Annotated in this window: 19 protein-coding genes; 12 read left to right on the forward strand and 7 right to left on the reverse strand. The window is 40.9% G+C overall.

Annotated features, from left to right (window positions below; translation table 11 throughout):
• The first annotated feature begins 1 nt into the window (after position 1).
• The 4 genes from ACH784_RS17965 to ACH784_RS17980 all read left to right on the forward strand — a co-directional run bounded on the left by ACH784_RS17965 (position 2) and on the right by ACH784_RS17980 (position 5308).
• Positions 2-1315 carry an ABC transporter permease gene (locus tag ACH784_RS17965; protein WP_058032268.1) on the forward strand — a complete coding sequence of 438 codons (1314 nt, stop codon included), beginning with the start codon at positions 2-4 and terminating at the stop codon, positions 1313-1315.
• 12 nt (positions 1316-1327) lie between these two features.
• On the forward strand, positions 1328-2536 hold the full coding sequence (locus tag ACH784_RS17970; protein WP_404396138.1) for an ABC transporter permease: 1209 nt from the start codon (positions 1328-1330) through the stop codon (positions 2534-2536).
• 77 nt (positions 2537-2613) lie between these two features.
• Positions 2614-3945, forward strand: coding sequence for a sigma-54-dependent transcriptional regulator (locus ACH784_RS17975; protein ID WP_404396140.1), 1332 nt, complete (start codon positions 2614-2616; stop codon positions 3943-3945).
• Positions 3946-3967: 22 nt separating this feature from the next.
• A complete protein-coding gene (locus ACH784_RS17980) occupies positions 3968-5308 on the forward strand; it encodes a sensor histidine kinase (RefSeq protein WP_404396143.1) in 1341 nt (446 codons plus the stop codon).
• Between the two features lie 15 nt (positions 5309-5323).
• Here the strand turns inward: ACH784_RS17980 and ACH784_RS17985 are convergent, their stop codons facing one another.
• Both ACH784_RS17985 and ACH784_RS17990 read right to left on the reverse strand, forming a co-directional pair.
• Positions 5324-5716 carry a hypothetical protein gene (locus ACH784_RS17985; protein ID WP_404396146.1) on the reverse strand — a complete coding sequence of 131 codons (393 nt, stop codon included), beginning with the start codon at positions 5714-5716 and terminating at the stop codon, positions 5324-5326.
• Positions 5713-6018 carry a hypothetical protein gene (locus ACH784_RS17990; protein WP_404396148.1) on the reverse strand — a complete coding sequence of 102 codons (306 nt, stop codon included), beginning with the start codon at positions 6016-6018 and terminating at the stop codon, positions 5713-5715. Before ACH784_RS17990 ends, ACH784_RS17985 begins: the two co-directional genes overlap by 4 nt.
• Positions 6019-6086: 68 nt before the next feature.
• Here ACH784_RS17990 and ACH784_RS17995 point away from each other — a divergent pair, with 68 nt between their 5' ends.
• The 4 genes from ACH784_RS17995 (at position 6087) to ACH784_RS18010 (ending at position 8985) form a co-directional block, all read left to right on the forward strand.
• Entirely contained in the window at positions 6087-6617 is a 531-nt protein-coding gene (locus ACH784_RS17995; RefSeq protein ID WP_404396151.1) for a TerB family tellurite resistance protein, read from the forward strand.
• Between the two features lie 248 nt (positions 6618-6865).
• Positions 6866-7039, forward strand: a complete 174-nt coding sequence (locus ACH784_RS18000; protein ID WP_404396154.1) for a hypothetical protein — start codon at positions 6866-6868, stop codon at positions 7037-7039.
• A 271-nt stretch (positions 7040-7310) separates the two neighbouring features.
• Positions 7311-8081 carry an alpha/beta hydrolase gene (locus ACH784_RS18005; RefSeq protein WP_404396157.1) on the forward strand — a complete coding sequence of 257 codons (771 nt, stop codon included), beginning with the start codon at positions 7311-7313 and terminating at the stop codon, positions 8079-8081.
• A 40-nt stretch (positions 8082-8121) separates the two neighbouring features.
• Complete coding sequence (locus tag ACH784_RS18010) at positions 8122-8985, forward strand: GNAT family N-acetyltransferase (RefSeq protein WP_404396160.1); 864 nt, start codon at positions 8122-8124, stop codon at positions 8983-8985.
• 109 nt (positions 8986-9094) lie between these two features.
• Here the strand turns inward: ACH784_RS18010 and ACH784_RS18015 are convergent, their stop codons facing one another.
• Entirely contained in the window at positions 9095-10177 is a 1083-nt protein-coding gene (locus tag ACH784_RS18015) for an acyltransferase family protein (RefSeq protein ID WP_404396162.1), read from the reverse strand.
• A 216-nt stretch (positions 10178-10393) separates the two neighbouring features.
• Here ACH784_RS18015 and ACH784_RS18020 point away from each other — a divergent pair, with 216 nt between their 5' ends.
• Positions 10394-10837, forward strand: coding sequence for a DUF3291 domain-containing protein (locus tag ACH784_RS18020; protein WP_404396165.1), 444 nt, complete (start codon positions 10394-10396; stop codon positions 10835-10837).
• A 15-nt stretch (positions 10838-10852) separates the two neighbouring features.
• On the forward strand, positions 10853-11485 hold the full coding sequence (locus ACH784_RS18025) for a glutathione S-transferase N-terminal domain-containing protein (RefSeq protein WP_404396168.1): 633 nt from the start codon (positions 10853-10855) through the stop codon (positions 11483-11485).
• Here ACH784_RS18025 and ACH784_RS18030 read toward each other — a convergent pair.
• Both ACH784_RS18030 and ACH784_RS18035 read right to left on the reverse strand, forming a co-directional pair.
• Entirely contained in the window at positions 11470-12999 is a 1530-nt protein-coding gene (locus ACH784_RS18030) for a tetratricopeptide repeat-containing sulfotransferase family protein (protein ID WP_404396170.1), read from the reverse strand. The genes ACH784_RS18025 and ACH784_RS18030 overlap by 16 nt on opposite strands.
• The gene (locus ACH784_RS18035; protein ID WP_404396971.1) at positions 13000-15444 is read right to left on the reverse strand and encodes a TonB-dependent receptor; all 2445 of its coding nucleotides are present in this window, start codon (positions 15442-15444) and stop codon (positions 13000-13002) included.
• A gap of 344 nt (positions 15445-15788) precedes the next feature.
• On the opposite strand from ACH784_RS18035, the gene ACH784_RS18040 reads away from it, so the two are divergent.
• Positions 15789-16331 carry a manganese efflux pump MntP family protein gene (locus ACH784_RS18040; RefSeq protein ID WP_404396172.1) on the forward strand — a complete coding sequence of 181 codons (543 nt, stop codon included), beginning with the start codon at positions 15789-15791 and terminating at the stop codon, positions 16329-16331.
• Positions 16332-16438: 107 nt separating this feature from the next.
• On the opposite strand, the gene ACH784_RS18045 is transcribed toward ACH784_RS18040, so the two are convergent.
• Complete coding sequence (locus ACH784_RS18045; protein WP_404396175.1) at positions 16439-17587, reverse strand: S8 family serine peptidase; 1149 nt, start codon at positions 17585-17587, stop codon at positions 16439-16441.
• Positions 17588-17976: 389 nt separating this feature from the next.
• On the opposite strand from ACH784_RS18045, the gene ACH784_RS18050 reads away from it, so the two are divergent.
• On the forward strand, positions 17977-19200 hold the full coding sequence (locus ACH784_RS18050) for a glycerophosphodiester phosphodiesterase family protein (RefSeq protein WP_404396178.1): 1224 nt from the start codon (positions 17977-17979) through the stop codon (positions 19198-19200).
• Between the two features lie 139 nt (positions 19201-19339).
• On the opposite strand, the gene ACH784_RS18055 is transcribed toward ACH784_RS18050, so the two are convergent.
• Positions 19340-22012: a TonB-dependent receptor plug domain-containing protein gene (locus ACH784_RS18055; protein WP_404396181.1), complete on the reverse strand. Its 2673-nt coding sequence runs from the start codon at positions 22010-22012 to the stop codon at positions 19340-19342.
• Between the last annotated feature and the right edge of the window lie 264 nt (positions 22013-22276).

Here is a 22276-nt window from a genome sequence, read left to right on the forward strand (position 1 = left end):
TATGTTCAGTCATTACATAGATTTAAGTTGGCGAAGCTTTAAGCGTACGCCGCTAGTAAGCTTGCTAATGGTGATTGCCATAGGGGTTGGTATTGGCATTACAATGACCAGCTTGTCGGTTTACCACATGATGTCGATGGACCCTATTCCTGAAAAGAGTGACAAACTGCATGCCGTTCAGCTGCAGATTATGGACGAGGAATCAAGCTGGTGGACGCCCGATGACTTGCCTTATCAATTGACTTATCAAGATGCAGAGAATTTACAAAATGCTGACTTACCTTATAAACGTACAGCATTAATGAAAAGCGGTTTTTCTGTTCACTTAGACTCAGACAAGCTTCAACCTTTTATGGCTGTAAGCCGTTTAGCATCAAGGCAAGCGTTTGAAATGTTTAATCTGTCATTTAAACATGGTGCGCCTTGGAGTGCAGAACAAGAAGAAAGTGCAACCCCTGTAGCGGTGATTTCTCAAAGTATGAGTAAGAAATTATTCGGTACTGACAATAGCGTTGGTAAGAGTTTCTATTTAGACGATTTGAATGTTCAGGTGACCGGCGTTATCGCTGATTGGCAAATTAATATTAAATACTACGACCTAAATAATGGGGCGTTTAACGAGCCAGAACAGATCTTTTTGCCTTTCTCTTTAATAAAAGCGTATGAGATTGACACTTGGGGCAATACCAATGGTTGGAAAAATGAAGACCTGAGAAATTTCACGAATAAGATGCAATCAGAGCATGTATGGTTGCAATTTTGGATTGAGCTGAATTCTGAAGAAGATAAGAAAGCGTTTGGTGACTACCTGATGAACTACATGCAGGAACAGAAAAAGTTAGGCCGTTTCGAACGAGCTAAACTGGAGTACGGTCTCAAAGATGTCAATGAGTGGATCACTTATTTTGAAGTTGTGAATGAAGACAACAAAATCCTTGTCGCATTGAGCTTTATGTTCTTGGCCGTCTGTTTGGCCAATATTCTGGGATTGTTACTTGCTAAGTTCTTAAAACGAGCACCGGAAGTGGGCGTAAGAAGAGCGCTAGGTGCGAGCAAAACTCAGGTTTTCTATCAGCATATTGTTGAAGTCGCCATGTTAGGTTTGATGGGGGGATTGATTGGTATTTTGGTCGCGCAGTTAGGCTTATGGGGTATAAGGCACAGTTATGATTACTACAGTAACTTAGCAAATATGGACTTATCAATGTTATTTGCAGCACCAGTCATTGCCATAACAGCATGTATTGTTGCGGGTATGTACCCAGCATGGTTGGTATGTAAAACCACACCATCGACATATTTAAAGAGTCAGTAAGGAACACGAATTATGTTTGAGATTAAACCAATTTTTAATGCCTTACTTCGCTCTAAAGTAGGTGCAGTTTTATTACTAATACAAATTGCAATTACCACAGCAATTGTTAGTAATGCGGCGTTTATAATTAAAGATAGATTAGATTACTTAAATCAGCCCACGGGTTATCAAGAAGAAAACATATTTAAATTTAATGTGATGACTTTTGGTACAGATGTAGATTTGGCTCAACAAGCAGAGCTTGATGAAGCCAGCATTCGTGCATTACCCGGTGTGATTGATGCTGTAACCATTAATGCGATTCCTTTATCTGGAGGGGGCTCTTCTACGAGTTACAGACTAAAACCAGTGCCAGAAAAGGCGAAATCAGTCAATGCGAGCTACTTTACCGCAGATGAACATGCTTTAAATACCTTTGGTGTAGAGTTAGTTGAAGGGCGCAATTTTACTGAGTCTGAAGTGGCACACGATCTGGATAATACTCAATCGGCTAATGTTGTTCTGGCGACAAAAGCTTTAATGGATGAACTATTTCCAAACGGTGACGGGTTAGGTCAAATCATATATTCAGGTACAAAGCCTTATAAAGTCATTGGCATTGTAGGCATGATGAAAGGCCCTTGGATGAAGAATGAAGAACGTAAAGACAGATCTGTGATTATTCCATATGTTCGTATTGAAAAATTCAATAAGTTCTTAGTCCGAACGGAGCCAGGTAGACGTGCTGAAGTTATGCAGCAAATTGAGTCGCTTATTCATAAAAACTATAGCAAAAGGGTAGTGCAAGATTTAGCTGGGCTAGATAAGAAAAAAGCAGATTATGTTGCCGAAGACAGGCTAATGATGCGTATGCTAGTGATACTAATTAGTGTACTTGTGTTGGTTACAGCCTTGGGGATTTTTGGTCTTACCTTGTTCAACATTAACAAACGCACGAAACAAATTGGTACAAGACGCGCGCTAGGGGCTCGAAAATCAGCGATTATCAGCTACTTTGTGGTTGAAAACAGCTTAATTTGTATAGCTGGTTTAGTACTAGGCGTTTGTGGCGCTGTGTTGTTAGGTCAACAGCTTATGACCCATTACTCAGTCCCTGCGTTATCAAACTGGTATGTCGCCGTCACAGCAATTGCAGTCTTTGTGATGAGTTTGTTAGCTGTGATTGGCCCTGCACAACGTGCAGCGAATATCGACCCAAGCATCGCAACAAGAACAATTTGATCCCTAAATTTATTGAATGAAATACTTCGTGCTACACTCAAGCCTTTGGTGTGGCACGAATAATAAAAAGAACATACATGGACAAAATACTCATCATTGACGATAACCAAGCAGTGCTCGATGCGTTGTCGTTATTGCTCGAAATACATGGCTATGATGTTGTTACAGCACACACTCCTTTCGAAGCAGAGCAAGTTGTGCGTTATCAACGTATTGCTTTAGTCATTCAAGATATGAACTTTACCGCTGACACCACATCGGGTGAAGAAGGCAAAAACCTCTTTTATCAACTTCGTGCACTCAATGCCCACTTGCCCATTATTCTGATCACCGCATGGACAGAGCTAGAAACAGCCATTGAGCTTGTGAAAGCGGGCGCGGCAGATTACATTGCCAAACCTTGGGATGACAATAAGTTACTGACCAGTATTGCAAACCTGATTGAACTGGGTAAAGCCAAGCAAGACAACGATGTTTTTGCTCGCCAACAAGATGAACGTCACTCTGTCCATGAACAGGCAAACCTCGCAGGCCTTGTGTATGCGAGTACAGCTATGGAGCGAGTAGTTGATATGGCATTGCAACTCGCTAAGTCAGATGTGTCGGTATTGATCACAGGACCAAACGGCAGTGGCAAAGAGCGCATTGCCGAAATTGTGCAGCTAAATTCTGCTTTGGCAGATAAGCCTTTTATTAAAGTGAATGCAGGCGCACTGCCAAGCGAGTTAATCGAAGCCGAGCTATTTGGTGCAGAAGCAGGGGCTTATACGGGGGCCAATAAACAACGCATTGGCCGCTTTGAAGCTGCGGATGGTGGCACATTATTTTTAGATGAAATTGGCAATTTGCCGCCCTCAGGGCAAATGAAATTACTTAGGGTGTTGCAAACAGGTGAGTTTGAACGCCTAGGCTCAGTGCAAACACAGAAAGTACACGTTCGAGTAATTTCAGCAACTAACGCTGACTTATTACAAGACATAAAAGCAGGCAGATTTAGAGAAGATTTATATTACCGACTGAATGTCATTGAGCTCAGGCTACCACCGCTTGGTGAGCGTAAAGACGACATCATTCCACTTATCAAACACTTCTTACCTGAGCGTGAATTTGGTCTTGCCACTGAGCAGGCACTCACTAATTATACTTGGCCGGGAAATGTTAGAGAGCTTGAAAACGCCTGTAAGCGAGCTGCTGTTCTAAAGCCAAGTGGCGCACTGGAGTTTACTGACTTTGGTTTAAACCAGACACAAAACGTAACGCAACCAAATACAAACAAAGAACCCAATAAAGATGAAATCGAGGCGGCAATGCGTGAGTATCATGGGGTTGTTGCCAAAGTAGCAAGGCACTTCGGGCTCTCACGACAAGCGCTATATAGGCGTTTACAAAAATTCGATATCGATTATTAATAAAACTAAAACGATAACCTTTATGAAATCACTCACAGCCAATCTCAGCACTCGACATAAATTGCAGTTAGCAACTGTTTTAAGTGTGGTGTTGGCGTTAGTACCCGTACTACTTGTGCTAGGCGCTTCGAGTACTCTCAGCCTGATCAGTGTGAGCTTAGCCGTTGTTCTAGCTTGGTTTGTGAGTAGCCTTATTACTCAGCCTGTGAACTCAGGCATTAAAGCGTTAGAAACGGGTTTGTTGAATTTTAAAGATGGTGAGTTTTCGAGTTTACTTGCTTACAGTGAAGACGATGAACTTGGGCGCTTGTGTCACACTTACAATCAAACCGCCGAGCAACTTAGACAAGAAAAACAATGGATTTATCAGCGCGAACTGATGCTCGATAAAGTGCTACAGTCTTCGCCTCAAGCTCTGGTTTTAATCGATAGCAATAATTACGTGGTCTTTAGTAATCACAGTGCCAAGCTATTGTTTAACAGTGAGCAGAAACTTGAAGGTCTGACTCGAAATGAACTTTATGAATGTGGCAGTGAGCAGATTAAAAATGCCATGGAAGCCGGTAGAGATGGACTATTTCACCTAAAGAACACACATTCACACGATCGTCAATTAAATCAAGATGACGAAGCCCAAACTTGGCACCTTTCAACCGGACAGTTTTTGTTAAATAACCACAGCCACCGTTTATATATTTTTAAGCAACTGACTCGTGAGCTGAGCCGTCAAGAAGTGGCGGTATGGAAAAAAGTCATACGCATTATCAGTCACGAACTGAATAACTCATTGGGCCCTATGTCTTCTATGTTACATAGCGGAAAATTACTGACACAAAACTTCGATGATCCAAGACTCGGACGAGTATTTTCGACCATGCAAGAGCGCATAAATCACCTAAATGAATTTGTGCAAGGCTATGGTAAATTCGCCAAATTGCCACAACCTAAACTCGAAGCAATTGATTGGTCAGGCTTATTAAGCAGTATTAAGCAGGAATGGAATTTTAGTATTGAGGGTGATATTCCGGATAATGACTGTTATGCAGACAGAGTGCAGTTAGAGCAGTTGCTTATTAACTTACTTAAAAACGCTTTTGAATCGGGCTCAGAAACAGAACTGATTAAGGTGAAAATTGAAGCTAAATCGAATGGCACATTATTAAGCGTCAGCGATGCAGGCAAAGGTATGAGTGAAGCAGTAATGGCTAATGCACTTGTACCTTTTTATTCAACCAAAGCCAGTGGAAGCGGCTTGGGGCTCGCGCTTTGTCGAGAAATTGCAGAAGCCCATCATGGTCAGCTAAGTTTACATAACCGCGGGGATGGGCAAACTGGTTTAGTGGTTCAGGTGTTTATTCCTTGAAACGGTTTAAGACTTTTACCTATCTATGTCACTGAGATCTGAGTCAGAATTGGTGTTCTTTTTTGCGGGCACTCTTTTGTTTAAATAAATACGCTTCTCAGTGGGTTCTTCAGTAATTACAATCCCTTTTTTTGCACATGCTTCCTTAAATTCTTGATAATATTTTTGTTGCTGTGTGCTTTCATCTAATGTCGCAAGAGCACCAATTGTGGAGTAAATAAATGCGCCTGATGCAATGCATTCAGATGAACTGCAGCGTCTAAAGTCTGGATTTATTTTTCCTTTAATAACTTGTTTGTACACATGGTCACATTCTTCAACATAAACCTCTTGGTACTTTTGACCATTCATACAGGCAGTGAGAAAAAATGAAGTAATGACAGTTACAGTGAGCCTGCTTAGTTTCATGAATTACTTCCTTGATTATGGTTTTTGCAGTCAGATGGTGTTTCAAGCCAATACACTGTATTAGAAATAACCACAATACTACCAGATACCACAAAGCTGGCTGCAGTCACTAGGCCATAACTTGCCATTAACAGTGCGCAAGCCTCGTTTGAGCAGTTTGCCATTGGTATTGCTTCTTCGAGTGCTAAGACTTTCTTGTTGCGCATGACATTACATTTTTCATCATAGCTATGTACATCTTCTGGTACGTAAACGCAGCCAGCTAATAAAATCAAAAGTAGTGCTGTGATCAGTGTTTTCATATTCATCCATGGAAGGCTAAAGGTCGACTTTATGTTATTTGGTAGCAAATTACTGTAAGAAAATGTTTATGAGTCGATATAATTCGCAGAACAGCGATATAATCAAACTATATAAAACAATCAGAGACATACCTGTGTTTAAAAAGCTTAAAGCACTATTAGCTGACTTCAGTAATGAATTTCAGCAATCTAACAAATCTGAGAATTCAATCGATTTTAATACAGGGCTTGCCGCTCTGTTAGTTGAAGTTATGCGCGCTGACAGCAAAATTGAGCAATCGGAATTAGCTAAAATTGCCGAAATTTTAAAGACACAATGTGAACTCGATGAAAGCCAAGTTAAAGCCCTAATTGATAAAGTAAGGCCTATGGTCGAAGCTGCGCTAGATTTGCACCAATTCGTAAAAGAGGTGAATGCAAAAACAAGCTACGAAGAGCGTATGGAAATCATAGAATTGCTGTGGCATGTTGCCTTTGCCGATGGCCATTTAGATGATTATGAAGATCATATTATTCGTAAAATATCGAGTTTGATGTATGTTGCTCATGTAGATTTCATTGCAGCCAAAATACGAGTTCAAGAAGTGATAGAGCTTTAACTTTTTATGAAAGCAGGTCATTAACTCAAGAGCTTTTCCATTACCTTTTGCTTTGCTAGCCACTATTTGGGATATCTTGGTATGGGTAGCCTTTTTATAAGATAGGATACTATTTTAGTATTTCCAATTTTCACATTGAGCAATAAAAAACCAACAACAAACTATTTTCACAAGCCAAATTTGCATTCACTAAAGGTTAATTTGGACTCGTAATAATTACCAGTAGTTTGGTTGATTTGGGCTTAAGTATGAAATCGTTAGTTTTTGTTTTATTTGCAACAGTTTTATTATCTGGTTGCCAGTTAACTCGCGTTGAAGGAGTTGTTGATGATGTGGAAGTTAAATTAGGTAGCAAGAGCTCAGAAAAGTCTGATGGTAAATTTTGTCCACCTGGTCAGGCTAAAAAAGGTAAATGTAGCTAATTGATTTTAAGAAATCTATGATGCGTTAAGGCATTGAGTATTGTGTTGACGCATTTTTTATTGATAAACGAGTCTAGTCTGAACTTAGTTAAAGCCAAATTTTAAATGGTTGCCAAATCTATCTCAAGGCAGCGTTAATATTTACAGCTCTCCCTGCACTTTTTAATCCTTATTTTTAGCGAGAACTCAAATTCGCTTATTGATTCAAATCTCAGTATGATGCTGATTAAAAAGCATTTAAGAATTAGATAGTTAAATAAGGAGTTGTTAAATGAAAAAGTGCCTAAAAGGGTTATTACTATTGTCTGCGAGTATTAACTTTACTGCACTTGCTGATGTGATTATTGATTCGTCTCGTGAACGCCATATCCCGATTGAAATGTCTCACCCTATTCAGGCTGAAGTATGTAAAGCTGAATCGCCTTGCCCAGTTGCTTTTATAAGTGCAGGTTATGGTGTGTCACACTCAAATTATCAGTTCATTGCTAGTTTATTTAAACAAAAAAATTATATGGTTGTGGCAATTGGTCATGAGTTGCCAAACGACCCGCCTTTGTCTGTGTCGGGTAATTTATATGAAACGCGAAGCGAAAATTGGTCTCGAGGTGCAGTAACCCTTGATTTCATTCGTAATAATTTGAAAGCGCGTTTTAAAAACTATGACTTAGATAATCTAACTTTAGTTGGGCATTCGAACGGTGGTGATATCTCAGCTTGGCTTGCAAATGAAGGTAAAGACTATATTCAAGATATTATTACCCTAGATCATCGCCGCGTGCCTCTACCTAGAAGAGGCGATGTTAAAGTGTTATCTATTCGAGCCAGTGACTTTCCTGCGGATAAGGGGGTTTTACCTACAGTCAGCGAACAGCAAAAGTTCGGTAGCTGCGTGGTGACAATACCTAAAGCGCGTCATAATGATATGGAAGATGAAGGGCCAGAATGGATCAAAACCAAAATAAACGCTTTGATTGCGGGTTTCTTAGAAGAAAATAGTTGTGCTCAGCTTGCGAGCTCTGCCCGTCATACAGACTATTTGTAAGTAATGAAACGTAATTAACGCATAAAGCGAAGGAAGAACAATGTCAGAGCAAAAGTTCTCGATAAAAGTTGCAAGCTTTGAAGATGTAGAACTCGCCACAAAATGGGCTGAAGATGAAGGCTGGAACCCAGGGCTACATGATGCGAAGCTGTATTATCAAGTAGATACCAGTGGCTTTTACATGGGCTATTTAGACGATGAACCGATAGCGAGTATTTCAGTGGTGAAATACGATGATGACTTTGGCTTTCTAGGGTTTTATATCGTCAAACCTGAATATCGCGGTCAAGGCTATGGTTATCGACTTTGGCAACAGGCACTCACGCATTTAGATGGTTGTAATATTGGTTTAGATGGCGTGGTTGATCAACAAGATAACTATAAAAAGTCAGGGTTTAAATTGGCTCATCGTAATATTCGCTTTGTTCGAAAAGGTGGAGTGATTGAAAGCATAGAACAAGCTAATGCAGACAATATTAAGCCGTTATCATCACTTGAGTTTAACGATGTTAAGAAGTATTGCGCTGCGTTTTTTCCAGCAGACAGAAATGCGTTTTTAAAGGACTGGATCAATCAAGACAATAGCTCAGCCTTAGGTTATGTTGAAAACGGCTCTCTACAAGGTATGGGTGTTATCCGTCAGTGTGCGTCGGGGTATAAAATAGGCCCCTTGTTCGCTGACTCGGCTGATATTGCTCGTGCACTTTATCTGCAGCTAAATAGCCATGTATTAGAAAACGACGACATATTTTTAGATGTGCCCCAAGTCAACAACGAAGCGGTTAAATTGGCTGAGCAGTTTGCAATGACCCAATGTTTTGAAACCGCCAGAATGTATACGCGAACTGAGCCTGATATTCAGCTGCAGAGAACTTTTGGAATTACTTCATTTGAAATTGGCTAGAGAAAGGTTTTGCAATCAGAAGGCGCTTGGACAGGGAGCTTTTTGATTGCATTTGTTTATCAACACTAACTATTACCCAATACCTGCTACCCAAATTTGAAATTACCGTTTATAACAATCTCTTTTTCAAATAAGCCTGTGCGGGGATCTCAACCAGCTTATACATAAAGTGCGCAACAATCAGTGTGAAGACAACATAAATTAATATGGGAATAAGCAAAAAAAGCCCTTCACCGCTTGGCAGTAGTTTTGGTAATGCGCTGTTGAACACCATAAACACCACGCCATGGCACAAATAGATAGAGTAGGAGATCTCGCCCAAATACTTCATATTAGCTGAGGCTAGAAACCGGCTGACGCCATGCTCAGAATTTGTCAGGGCATAAATTAATACCCCAAAGGTGAGTACCATGACCCAGTCCCAACGACTATGTGCGTTAATCACGCTCATATAGACGATGATCAGCGCGGAAACTATCGCAAACAGCCAATATGGTGCTTTAAAATTTAGACGATAAAGCTGAAAAATAAGCATGCCGAAAATAAACTCTGACAAAACACGCACCGACACCCACTCCCAGCCTGCAATATAGCTGTTTTTATCTGTGAGCACCCAACCGATAGAGGTGGTGATGATAAAAATGACGGCGATTAAAGCAAAGCATAGCAATGCTGAAAGTTGTTTTCGAAGCAGCAAAGCGGCCAAAAATGGGAAAGCCAAATAGGCTAAAAACTCCGAGCTGACTGACCAAGAAGGGGCGTTCCATCCTAAGGAATCATGAAAGCCAAAACCATTGGTTAAACTCACGCTGTAAAGTAGTTTTTCAAGTGAGAAAGCATTCACAGGCGAGTCGTAACCAAACGCCCATTTTGCACCGAAATAGATGGGCACGAGCGATAAAGTGGTTAGTAGGTGCACAGGATAAATACGTGCAATACGTTTAACCATAAATTGCTTCATGGTGTTGCCTATGATTTGATTTGCAAAGTCCTTATGGTGAACATAGGCGATCACAAAGCCGCTCAAAATGAAGAACAGGTCAACACCAAGCCAGCCTTTTTCAGCGATGTGTTCAACTAAAACGGGGAGTTTACCTTGCAAAGGGTACTGACTAACCAAGTGATGTAATAACACCCATAAAGCTGCAATGCCACGAATGCCGGTGAGCGCGTCAATCCTGTTTTTAGTCATAACTTCCCCTTACATCGCCGATTTCTCTAGAGTATAGGCAAAAATTTTGGTCTAGTTTGTTTGAGCAAGGGATTTATTATTGTTTATTTTTAAATAACTTACTGTTTAAACATTGAACTAAATAATTTTGACCTTATTTACTTATTTGATTAGCAAGTTGTTGAGCGAGTGTGACAGCGATGCAACTTAGCCTTTTAATTTTTCATGGAGAGAGTTATGCATTTAGCACAATTGAATATAGCCCGCGCAAAATACCCTTTGGATGCCCCAGAAATTAAAGACTTTGTTGAAAATCTCGATGTGGTAAATGCCACCGCGGAACAAAGCGAAGGCTTCGTATGGCGTTTGAAAGATGAATCGGGTGATGCGACGAGCATCCAAGCGTTTGATGATCCGAGTTTTTTAATCAATATGTCAGTATGGACAAGCCCAGACTCCCTAAAAGATTTTATGTTTCGTACCCATCACCGTGATTTTATGCGACGTAAAGGTGAGTGGTTCGAAAAGCTAAATGAAGACTCTTATGTATTATGGTGGATTGAAGAGGGGCACATTCCCACCGCTGAAGAAGCAAAAGCGCGCTTACAACATTTAAGAGAGCATGGTGACTCGCCTTATGCGTTTACTTTTAAAGCCAATTTCACGCCAGATGATCTATAAATAAAAAGTACTAAAATGAACAAATTAATTTGGGTATACGATTCACCCTTCTCAAGAAGTATAAAGTGGTTGTTGTTAAAGCAAGGAATTGAACACGAGGATTACGTTTTAACCTGGCAGCAAATGGCTGATGACGAGTTGCTAGCTGCAAATCCTAAGCGACAAGTGCCGACCTTATTAATAAACAATCAAGCGAAGTATGATTCTTTGCTGATTGCGTTAGATTATTTACCGAGAAATTGGCATCACTCGATAGATGCAAAGTTGTTCCGACTTGCTGACTCTGATGTAGAAGCGGCGATTATCTTTTTGTTCAGAGCTAATCTACTAAAAAAACAATTTGGTGATTCTGAACAAAGCAAATTGATGTATGAAGCGGGAGTGAACACTTACAAATCTGCTGTCGATTTTTTGCTTGACCATGTTTTGAAAAATACACACAGTGTAGAGTGCGAATTTGGTGGTGTGTTACTACTCTCTACTATGCTAGCTGCGATTTTTATGGCCAAAACCGATTTACAAAACTACCGTGTGAGTGAACTCAAGCCATTTATTAACGCCATTGAACAAAATAGTGTTTATCTCAACATGATTGCGCAGTATCAAGGGCAATCAGGTAACTTAGTGCCATTTCAGTTTGCAGGGTAAATCCCTTTGAACTTGTTGATGGAGTGCGTGTTCAAGGGTTGCCTTAATTGCAACTTGCTGGCGGTTGCTGAAAAGTAGTTGTGCTGATGAAATTCAAGAGGATCACCCTCGGCTTCGATATTTAGAAATTTGAATAAATCAGCAAGCTGAGAGTGTGGCTCGCTCACTAAGTTTTCATAATCGACACGCATAAAACTTTCACTAAATACTTGCTGCCAATGGGTACCTAGCTTTAGAAAGTCGTCGTAACAGGCGTTGATATGTTGCCAATCAAAACTGTAATGATGAAAAGGACTGTTTACTTGATAGGCTTGTCTAAAATTACCGACGCAGGTATCGAATTTATTACGCACTAGCCAAATGATTTTCGCATTGGGAAACAGCTTCAAAATCACGTCGACAAAGTAGAGGTTAAACGGTTGTTTATCTATGCCTCTTATGCTGTTTTGTCGCATGTCTGTTTGCTGGTTATTTTCGTTAAGCAACTGAGTATATTGCTTAAATAATAGTTCGGCGGTATCCGAAAGGGTTAATTTTGATTGCTTATAAAAACCCGCTTTTATGTTTAGTAATTGCGGTAAGAAACTTAATTCGCCAAGAGCTTTGAGTCGTGGTTGAGTCGCTAAAAGCTGCTCTAACAAGCTGGTGCCAGAGCGGGGCATGCCAACAATAAAAATAGGGGCAATGGCTTGGTTACCAGTTTTGGGCGTATTTGTAATAAACACATCAAGCTTTTCACTAATAGAGCTTTTGATGCGATTTAAACAAAACTGCTGGTGGGCGTTTGCGTCAAACCGAACACTTTGCGCTGCAGTTTCTTTACTTAATTCAAAGTGATGCCATGCCGCTGTGTAGTCTTTCTGTGCTTCTAGATATAAGGCTTTGGCATAATTGAGATACTGGCTTTGAGGGTTCTTTTCGAGTGCCTTTTCTAAAGAAATAGGAGTCGTATTCGATTTGTCAGCTTTGAGCTCAGCGAGTGATAAATGGGCCAATTCGTGTAAAGGCTGTTGCTGTATTACTGACTCAAATAACCTTTCAGCATCTTGTATTTTTCCTGCCATCTTTAAGCATATCGCGTAATTTAAACTAATGTTTGCGTTCAATTTATCCAGTGAATGGGCTTGCTCGAATAAACTGAGTGCGCGATATGGTTGGTTGAGGCGAAGCCATAAATTAGCGGCCAAATCTAGCTCTATTGCAGAGACTGAAACAGGATGCGCTGTACTTAAGGTTAAGCCTTTGAGTATATTTTCGCATTGTTGGTGATCGCCCGCCAACAATGCCGTTTTAGCAAGCTGAAGTATAATAGGTAATGACGGCGCTAAACTCAGTGCCTTGCTAATAATTTTAAGCGCTTTATTTTTATCGCCTGCGAGTAAATTGAGTTCAGCCAGAAAGCCCCAAGCATGAGGGTTGTGGGGCTCTTGCTGTAACCAAGACACCAATAAAGGGTGCGCTTTAGTGAGCGCGCCCTTTGTAAGGTATTGTTTTACTTGACTGGCTAAGGTCATTTATAACTCAAACTGGTAGTCAAATTTAACACCAATAGTACGAGGTGTGGTCACATAATGCCCGTACACACGTTGTAACTCCGGTAGTGCTTTTGAAAGCTCTGGGTATTTGCCTTCACCCGCCCAAGACTTATCACGACGCACTGACGTTTGCGCGTATTTATCGAATAAGTTGTTCACATAAAGGGTTGTTGACCAAGCTTCACCGGCAAGTCTGAAGCTTAAATTGCTCATAGCGTAACCAGCTAATGTTTCACCATCAGCTTTTAAACCTACTTTGGTGATCACATCACTTTGTGCCGTTAAGCCATAGTTGATGGTCAGCAGTTTATCTTCTAATACGTCGGTGTTGTAGGTTACGCCAAATGACAACTGATGTTTAGGCGCACCCGGTAATCTATCACCTTTTTCACCATTGTAGTAAGGTTGATATTTGGCAATGCCTTCACTGCTATAGTCGTCTTCAGAGAAAACTGCAAACAGGGCTGGTGCATCTTGCGTTAACTTTGCATCGGCATATGAATAGGTTAAATACGTGCTTAAGTTATCGGTTAATATTGCGCGCGTCGCAAATTCAATACCTTTACTCTGTGCTTCACCGGCATTTGACGTAATAATGGCTTTACCATTAACCGTGGTTGCTTGAATTTGAGCATCATTCCACAGCACATTAAAGGCTGCGATATTCAAATGTAGCTTGTTCTTAAACCAAGTCGATTTTAAGCCTAACTCATAGTTGGTGGTGGTATCTGGCTTATAATCCACCTCGTGTGGCAACGCACAAATAATCTGTTGATCAGGCAATACTTCAGGGCATGACATTACGCCATTACCACCGCCTAATCTAAAGCCTTCGCTGATAGTGAAGTAGGTCATGATGTTGTCATCCCACTTATAATCAACATTAAACTTAAATAACGAGCCATTGTCGCTGGCTTCTACCAGTTCCATTGGAACTTGGCTGATGCTGCTAATATCACCTGAATATAGTGGTGTAACAGCGCCAGACAGTGATTTTACTTCATACTCATAAAAACGCGCACCGACAGTGGCATTCAGTTTATCGCTAAACGCATAACCAACTTCACCAAAAATAGCTTGCTCTTTATTGTCGTATTCACCCAGTGCTAAATACTCTAGGTCTTTTTCGATATTGGTGATATCGCCGCCCCAAAAATCGCTAAGGCCTGGCGTGTATTCACGGTCGTCTGAGCTGCCTTCGGTTTTGTTGTAATAGACTCCAGCTATCCAATTTAACGCAGTGTCGGTTTTAGACACTAAACGAATTTCTTGTGTGAGGTTTTTCACTTCACTGGTGTCATCGGTTAGTGCGGTAAAGCTTGGGAAGTCAGCGTAACCCGGCCAAATATCGTAAAGCAGATCGGTTTGGTCACGTTGACCCACTTGTTCGTATTCGGTTAAACCCGTAGCAGAAACAAGCTCTGCAAAGTCTAAGTCTACTTTTAATTCAAGGCTGAGTAATTCATCTTCTTGGGTATTTGGCTCTAATACGCGATAGGCCGACTCGTACTTACCGACTTTGTCAGCAAGCGGATTGCTGCTCGCCAAACTTTGATATTGGCTAATGCTGTTCGCGCCGTTTTCTTGTTTTTGATAAAAGTAGTTAAGCGTTGCCTCAAACACATCAGATGGCTGATAACGAAGAGATACGCGCGCTGTGGTGATGCTTTCGTCATTAGCGTCTTTATGTTGCGTGATGTTTTGTGCTACTTCTTCTGAGTTGTTCCAGTCAATATCTGGCTTGCTAACACCCGGTGTTTTAACCACATAGTTGTAATCGATATATCCAGGATTGGTGTAATGGTTAAAGCTCGTTCTCAGTGCCAGTGTATCTTCAATCAATGGCAGGTTTAAAACTGCACCGAATTCGCCACCTTGGCCGTCGCTTTCAGATAGGGTAAACACGTCGCCGCTCACTTGCACTTCAGTGTAATCAAGCTCAGGTGCTTTTAGCATGTAGCGGATAGCACCACCCAATGTACCTGCACCATAAAGCGTGCCTTGCGGGCCAATAAGCACCTCTACACGTTCAATGTCGGTTAAACGCAGATTAACACTGAGTGGGATTTCACCTAAATAAGTGGCAACCGTACCAGAATCAGAGGCGCGTTCAGATGAATTTGTATTCAAACCGCGAACAATGATAGGTGAGCTTTCACGGCCGCCCTGATCGGTAATGGTTAAACCCGGCACCCAGCGTGATACAGATTCAAGATCAGTGATGTTTTGTTGCCTCATTACATCATTGTCGACCGCTGTAATATTGAGTGGGGCTTCTTGAACTGTGCCTTTTCGTCGAGTTGCCGTTACCTGAATAGTCTCAATCTCTTTAGAAAGTTGCGCTTTCAACTCAGTGTTAGGCTGAGTTTGCGCGTGTGCAAATGTGCTTGGTAAAACCGCAGTAGAGACTGCAAGGGCAATCATTGAAGGACGAAAAAGCGAGAACACGTAAAACCTCATAGTTAATTTGAACGTCATTTTGAGAACGGTGATTCTACTCATGTTTATTCAAAAATAAAGAATTAATATTCACTCATTGTGGTTTTTTATTAAGTTTTCTTTTTCTTGTTGCTTCATTTTCTAATTATTATTCTGTTGTTTACAAATTTTACGTTTTTAGCCTTTTTGGAAACTGAGCTGGTAATTGAAATTAAGAGGTTTAGGCATAAATAAATTGCAGTGTTTAGGTGAAAATCAACTTAAACACTTTTCCCTAGTAAAGAATGTGCATATTATGCCTGCCACAAAAATGTAGCTTGTATAAAAAGATGTTAGAAGTATTTATTTTGGCCACCGCACTCAGCATGGACGCCTTTGCGGTATCTGTTGGTGTTGGGGCAAAAAAGCAAGATAACTTGTCTAAAGTTGCACTTATGTGTGCGCTTTATTTTGGTATTTTTCAAGGGGCGATGCCACTAATTGGATATTTAGGAGGGGCAGGTTTATTAAGTTGGGTCGATGATTACAAGCGCTGGATAGCCTTTATTTTGCTATTTTGTATTGGCGCAAAAATGATTTACGAAGCTTTTGATGGCGATGAAGAAGTAGAATTTAAAAAATTAACACAAAAAGTGATGTGCTTATTAGCTATAGCGACCAGCATTGATGCGATGGCTGCTGGGTTCACTTTAAACTTAATGTCGGTAAACCCTTTTGTGGCCTGCTTAATGATTGGCGTTGTTACTGCTGTATTTAGCTATATTGGCGTTTTGGCTGGCAATAAGTCAGGCACTTGGTTAGAAAGCAAAGCTGAAATGCTCGGTGGCGTGGTATTAATTCTGATTGGGTTTAAATTTTTATTGTTGCCTTAAACAAAAAGGAGAAGATCCGCTTCTCCTTTTTGAATGATATGAAGTGTTTGTGTGTGCACTATTCAACAAATAGCGCACAAAAGCGCAACTAATTAAAGATGCAGAATTTAAAGATGTACAATGCTGTCTGCATTGCCATCAGGGTCGTTAATCGCTTTACCATCCACACTTGGGTTGCCATTACTCATCATGATAACGGCACAAGCTGCAGGTGAAGCCATTGAAGTACCAGACATCGTCGTTGTACCACCACCACTGCGTGTTGAAAGAATGCTTACACCCGGTGCTGCATAATCTACTGGTGGATTACCATAGTTTGAGAAGCTAGCAAAACGGTCGTTAGAATCGGTTGCTGAGATGGTGAATACACGGTTGTGTGATGCACTTGCAGGAGAAACATTAGATGCATGCTGGCTTTCGTTACCCGCTGCAATCACAAAGAAGGCACCTGATTGTTGTGCAGCATTTTCAACCGCATCGTTTAACTCTTGGTTAAAACCACCACCTAAGCTCATGTTTGCACAATCACCTGAACTTGCATTTGCAGCAACGTGGTCGATACCTGCTAAAACGCCAGACCAGCTACCAGAGCCACGTGAGTCTAATACTTTTACAGGTACAACTTTTGCACCCGCAGCAACACCCACTACGTCAATGTTGTTGTCTAATGCTGCGATAGTACCCGCTACGTGTGTACCGTGACCATTACCATCGTCCATGCCTGCATCACGGCCTTTTGTAAATGCGGTAAAACCGCGAGAACTGTCAACATTTAAGTCGGCGTGATCTAAGTCGATGCCAGAATCTAAAACCCAAGCCGTATAGTTGCTGCCGTCAACTGGACCACCAACACGGGTAACACTCCAAGGCGTTGTTTGGCCATTACTACCACCACCTGAGCCAGGCTTGCCTTTAAATGCTTTTGCAGGGTTCGCATGAACCATACCATCTGGCGTAAAGCGCATGATGTCTGCGTTGTTTGCAAAAGCAACTTTGGCTTTATCGCAGCTCATGTTTACAGCCATACCCTTGATGGCATTTTTATAAATATGTTTTGCTTTGGCATTACTCGAAACCAACATGCCGCGTGCTTTACCTTCAACATCAAATTTTGAGATGTCATCGTTGAAACGCACGATACAAGTGTTGCTTACTTCTAAATCTAAATTCGCCCCTTGGAATGTTGCTGGTTGAGCAGATGCAGCTTGTGCTGCACACACTGCGAATACAGCGCCAGCGATCAGTGTTTTTTTCATCTTGTTGATCCTTTAATTATAATTTTAAGTTAACCAATTGTTAAATTGGTGTTTTAAAAGTTAATTTAAGAAAGCTTTTTGTCAAGAGACGAATTGAATAAAAAATACTCATCGGATTTCATTGGGGATAATTAATGTTGAATTTTCTATTTTAAGATATAAACCACTTAAAATTTCTATTTATGGGAAATATTATGCAATGTACCTTTTTCACTATATTTAAATAAATAATTCCCAAATGTAGGTATTTTGGTGTTTTTAGACTTTTAGGTGGCTAAATGTAAAGGTTTTATGTAAAAGTGTAGAATGTTAGCGTCTGTGCCAATTTCCATTTTATTGTCATTATTAGGTGCTTTAATTGTCATAATTTAAAACTCGAAAAATACAAAATGAAACGATTTGTTGGATTTATTCCCATCCTTTTTGCAGGCTGTACCTCAACTCTCACTGTACTACAAGATGAAGATATCCAAGTGGGCGTTCGGCCTTATTATCTAGTCGAACAACTGGCAGAGTCTGAGTTAAAAACTCGATTAAGTCGGTGTAAATCGAAAGCCTTCAAAAAATCAGATTTTTCGATTGGACACCGCGGCGCACCTTTGCAATTTCCAGAGCATACCAAAGAGTCTTACATGGCAGCGGCTAAAATGGGGGCTGGCATATTAGAGTGTGATGTGGCTTTTACCAAAGATAAGGCCTTAGTGTGTCGCCATTCTCAATGTGATCTTCACACTACGACAAATATTCTAGCCATTCCTGAGCTCGCCAAAAAATGCCGTGTGCCTTTTCAAGGGGGTGATGTAGATCAGGGAGTTAAAGCGAAAGTAGAATGTTGTACTTCAGACATCACATTAGATGAATTTTTGCAGTTAAAGGGCAAGATGGATGGTGCCAACGAATTTGCTAAAACAAAACAAGCATATATGCAGGGAACGCCTAATTGGCGGACTGATTTATATGCAGCAAATGGCACAGTGATGACGCATAAGCAAAGTATTGAGCTGTTCAAGCAGCTTGGTGTAAAAATGACTCCTGAGCTTAAAACCCCACAAGTTGAGATGCCATTTGACGGTTTCACTCAACAAGCGTATGCGACAAAGCTAATTTCAGAATATGAGCAAGCAGGTGTGCCAGCCAAAGATGTGTTTCCACAGTCATTTTTACTATCTGACGTAAAATATTGGCTTAAAAACCACTCAGACTATGCACAGCAAGCAGTTTATCTGGACGATAGCTATGAAATTGCAGGATTTGATCATAATGATCCGAGTACTTGGCAACATACAATGGTTGAGCTTAAGGCAATGGGTGTGAATATAATTGCGCCACCTCTTTGGATGCTAGTAACTACAAGCGAAAAAGGAGAACTTGCCCAATCAGCCTATGCGACAGAGGCAAAAAAAGCAGGGCTTAAAATTATTACATGGTCGTTAGAGCGCTCAGGGCCACTTGCAAACGGTGGTGGGTTTTATTATCAATCTGTCAAAGACTTGGTGAAAGATGATGGATTTACACTCGAGCTGCTGGATTTTTTAGCTCAAGAAATCGGTGTAATTGGCGTATTCAGCGACTGGCCTGCAACCACCACTTTTTATGCTAATTGCATGAATTAACATAACTTGAGCTCTGGATAATAAATCTATCTCCAGCGGCTACTTTCAACGCTAACTGCGTTGAATTTACTTGCAATAGACCTGTAAATAAAAGCCCCAATTGTTATTGGGGCTTTGTAAATTACATTTCTAACGGAGATTAGAAGTTGTATTTAAATTTAGCGTACATCTGGCGACCTAATGCATTATGAGTTTTGTTATCGATACCCATAGATTCAGAAGGCGCTTGTGGTGCTTCTTCGTTTAATAAGTTAGCTGCGCCAGCTGTGAGAATTAGGTTATCAAATCCTGTGTAGCTAACAGACGCATCAAGCGTAGTCCAAGAATCAATCTTGAATTTGTTATCGTTTGCATCAGCTAAATCGTTATACGCATCAATATGGCTAAAGCTCAGCGTTGTAAGAACCTCATCCAATTCCCAGTCGATACTTGCAGTCCAGCGGAACTGAGGGTGTTGATATTCACCATTTAAATCTTCAGCTCTGATATAAGTATTGCCATCTTTATCACTTTCGAAAGATTGCTCTTCGAAGTTAAGGGCATAACTTAGTTTGTAATCGAACTTGAATAGACCCATATCAGCAGTATCAAGTTTGTAAGCTAGGTTTAAGTCGAAGCCATCAGTTTCACGACCACCAATGTTTACGAATGTATCGTAGATTGTTTGAATACGACCTGGTGTACTGCCTTCGCTTGGACCACGAACCACTAGATTTGGATCGGTACCGCAACAATCAACTAACTTTTGCGCACCAATTTTCTTGATCAGATCTTCTTGGTCATAATTCCAGTAATCAACACCAATTGAGAAATCTTCGGTTGCTTGCCAAACGACACCTAAGTTGTAGTTGGTTGAAGTTTCAGGTTGTAGGTTTTTGTTACCTGCAACAATGGCTGTATATTCATAAGGAGAACAATCCAGTTCATTACCGGTGATTTTACAACGCTCTTTATCGATTACACTTGGCGACTCATCTGTACGACCTAAGTGAAGTTGAACCAGTGACGGTGCTCGGAAAGCTGTACCCCAAGAACCACGAACGACTAGATCTTCAGTTGGTGACCAACGGAATGCAACTTTAGGATCTGTTGTATTACCAAAGTCACTGTAATCTTCATAACGCAGTGCTAATTGTAATTCTAAGGTTTCAAGTACTGGTACGCTGAATTCTGCAAATAGTGCTGTATTGTCACGATCACCATTTGCTTGTGTCGCTTCTGTACCGAAAATTTCACCGCGAAGATATTGGCTATCAGGGTTGTCTTCGATTTTTTCATAACGGTGTTCTAAACCAAATGCTGCTGCAATAGCGCCATTTTCAAGTTCAAATATTTCGCCAGAAATTGTCGCATCGAACGATTGCATGCTCGAGCTACCATATCGAGTCGTTGTAGTTTCTATAAACGCTAAACCTTCAGCTGTATTTGAGCTTGGTTCGAATGGGTTCCAATAGCCTTTATCGATCGCTTCTTGAGCGCGAAGCTTGTTAGGGAAGCCATCGAAACCTTTCTCAACCGCACTTGAGCGAATAGCTGAGTAAGCTGTTTCCCAATCCCAATCGTTAAATGTACCACGGGCACCGAACACAGCACGATAATACTCAGAGTCTACGTCTTTTTTACGGTTACCAATGTCGTAAGTACGTCGTCGCATTGAAATATCAACGCCATGCAAGAAGTGATCAGCATCATCTGCAAGAGGGTGGTTTGGATTGTCACCACTCATAAATAATTCAGTAAAGCTTGGGCTACCCGCACCTTGAATAAAGGTAGAAGCGTGTTGTGCAGAAAACTCCATGAAGCCTTCGATGTCATCGGTAATTGCTTGCACACCGTTGTAGTTAAAACTAACACGCTCAGTCGAAGGCACTAGGCTCATATGGGGTGCATAGTCATAGCTGCAGATGTCACTAGTGATCAGTGATTCATCACATTTATCATTTCCCCAAACGTCAGCAAAAAGAGTTTGCTTAACTGGCTTACCGTCATCTGCAATCCTTAGAGTCGGTAATGCATCCCATTGAGCATCACTTAACATACTTCTATCTACCTCGATACTACCAGGAATGCCTGATGAACTGAGTGCGTTATTACCACCGCGGAAGCTCTGATCTGCGGTTGAAGCATAGTCACGATCGGCATAAAACACATCGCCGCGTTTAAAGTAGTCAATTGAGAAGTTGTGATAGCCTTTGTCGCTCGTCGAACCCCACAGTAGGGTAAAGTTTTGCTCTTCACCACCGCCATCAGCAGTGTCAGAAATTTTGCCTGCAACTTCAAATCCATCGATGTCGTCACGCATTATAATATTAATTACACCAGCAATGGCATCGGAGCCGTAAGTCGCTGAAGCACCATCTTTAAGAATATCAATGCGCTTAACCGCTGAAACTGGAATGGTGTTTAAATCTACAAAAGAAGTTTCGATGTCTTTTGCGAACGGGCTCACAGCAACGCGGCGGCCATTAATTAAAACCAGTGTTGATGAAGCGCCTAGACCACGAAGTGCTACACTTGAACCACCATTCGCCGTGTCATCACTTGAGTTACCTTGAGTACTGAAAGTACCTGCCCCCGACACTGGCAACTTCTGTAAAGCACCGATAAGGTCGGTTGAGCCAGTTGCAGCCAGATCAGCGGCCGATAATGATTGGATAGGTGAAGGGCCTTCCATATCAGTACGTTTAATATGAGAACCTGTGACTTCGATGCGTTCTACTTTATTCTCTTGTGCATCAGCAGCGAATGCTGAGTTAGAGTTAGCAATGATCACAGCCACTGCTACAGCAGATAATTTATTGATTACTTTCATTTTTTCCTTGTTAATCTCTGTTGTCGTTATAATGGTGGACTAATTTTGTAACATAGTAATAACATGATGTGAATAGTCTTTTTGGTGGTAATTGGATCAATTTGTGTCTTTTGAAATAAATTAACTTGATGTACCTGTTGAGTTTTAAGCAATGTTCCGAAAATGTAAATAATTGCAAATTAAATTAAATACTTACAAATTAAAACACTTTATAAACTGCACATTCAGTTAGAACCATGTATGTTTCTTTTCTAGGAAAAACAT

This window comes from Pseudoalteromonas phenolica (assembly GCF_044788725.1).
GTDB classification, from domain to species: domain Bacteria; phylum Pseudomonadota; class Gammaproteobacteria; order Enterobacterales; family Alteromonadaceae; genus Pseudoalteromonas; species Pseudoalteromonas phenolica_C.

What these genes read in the sequence shown, in the direction of transcription:
- ACH784_RS17970 (WP_404396138.1), top strand. Translation starts at nt 1,328, where the DNA reads ATGTTTGAGATTAAACCAATTTTTAATGCCTTACTTCGCTCTAAAGTA.
- ACH784_RS18045 (WP_404396175.1), bottom strand. Translation starts at nt 17,587, where the DNA reads ATGAAAAAAACACTGATCGCTGGCGCTGTATTCGCAGTGTGTGCAGCA.
- ACH784_RS17995 (WP_404396151.1), top strand. Translation starts at nt 6,087, where the DNA reads ATGAGTCGATATAATTCGCAGAACAGCGATATAATCAAACTATATAAA.
- ACH784_RS18020 (WP_404396165.1), top strand. Translation starts at nt 10,394, where the DNA reads ATGCATTTAGCACAATTGAATATAGCCCGCGCAAAATACCCTTTGGAT.
- ACH784_RS17975 (WP_404396140.1), top strand. Translation starts at nt 2,614, where the DNA reads ATGGACAAAATACTCATCATTGACGATAACCAAGCAGTGCTCGATGCG.
- ACH784_RS17965 (WP_058032268.1), top strand. Translation starts at nt 2, where the DNA reads ATGTTCAGTCATTACATAGATTTAAGTTGGCGAAGCTTTAAGCGTACG.
- ACH784_RS18040 (WP_404396172.1), top strand. Translation starts at nt 15,789, where the DNA reads ATGTTAGAAGTATTTATTTTGGCCACCGCACTCAGCATGGACGCCTTT.
- ACH784_RS18025 (WP_404396168.1), top strand. Translation starts at nt 10,853, where the DNA reads ATGAACAAATTAATTTGGGTATACGATTCACCCTTCTCAAGAAGTATA.
- ACH784_RS18005 (WP_404396157.1), top strand. Translation starts at nt 7,311, where the DNA reads ATGAAAAAGTGCCTAAAAGGGTTATTACTATTGTCTGCGAGTATTAAC.
- ACH784_RS18010 (WP_404396160.1), top strand. Translation starts at nt 8,122, where the DNA reads ATGTCAGAGCAAAAGTTCTCGATAAAAGTTGCAAGCTTTGAAGATGTA.
- ACH784_RS18015 (WP_404396162.1), bottom strand. Translation starts at nt 10,177, where the DNA reads ATGACTAAAAACAGGATTGACGCGCTCACCGGCATTCGTGGCATTGCA.
- ACH784_RS18035 (WP_404396971.1), bottom strand. Translation starts at nt 15,444, where the DNA reads ATGATTGCCCTTGCAGTCTCTACTGCGGTTTTACCAAGCACATTTGCA.
- ACH784_RS17990 (WP_404396148.1), bottom strand. Translation starts at nt 6,018, where the DNA reads ATGAAAACACTGATCACAGCACTACTTTTGATTTTATTAGCTGGCTGC.
- ACH784_RS18030 (WP_404396170.1), bottom strand. Translation starts at nt 12,999, where the DNA reads ATGACCTTAGCCAGTCAAGTAAAACAATACCTTACAAAGGGCGCGCTC.
- ACH784_RS18050 (WP_404396178.1), top strand. Translation starts at nt 17,977, where the DNA reads ATGAAACGATTTGTTGGATTTATTCCCATCCTTTTTGCAGGCTGTACC.
- ACH784_RS17985 (WP_404396146.1), bottom strand. Translation starts at nt 5,716, where the DNA reads ATGAAACTAAGCAGGCTCACTGTAACTGTCATTACTTCATTTTTTCTC.
- ACH784_RS18055 (WP_404396181.1), bottom strand. Translation starts at nt 22,012, where the DNA reads ATGAAAGTAATCAATAAATTATCTGCTGTAGCAGTGGCTGTGATCATT.
- ACH784_RS18000 (WP_404396154.1), top strand. Translation starts at nt 6,866, where the DNA reads ATGAAATCGTTAGTTTTTGTTTTATTTGCAACAGTTTTATTATCTGGT.
- ACH784_RS17980 (WP_404396143.1), top strand. Translation starts at nt 3,968, where the DNA reads ATGAAATCACTCACAGCCAATCTCAGCACTCGACATAAATTGCAGTTA.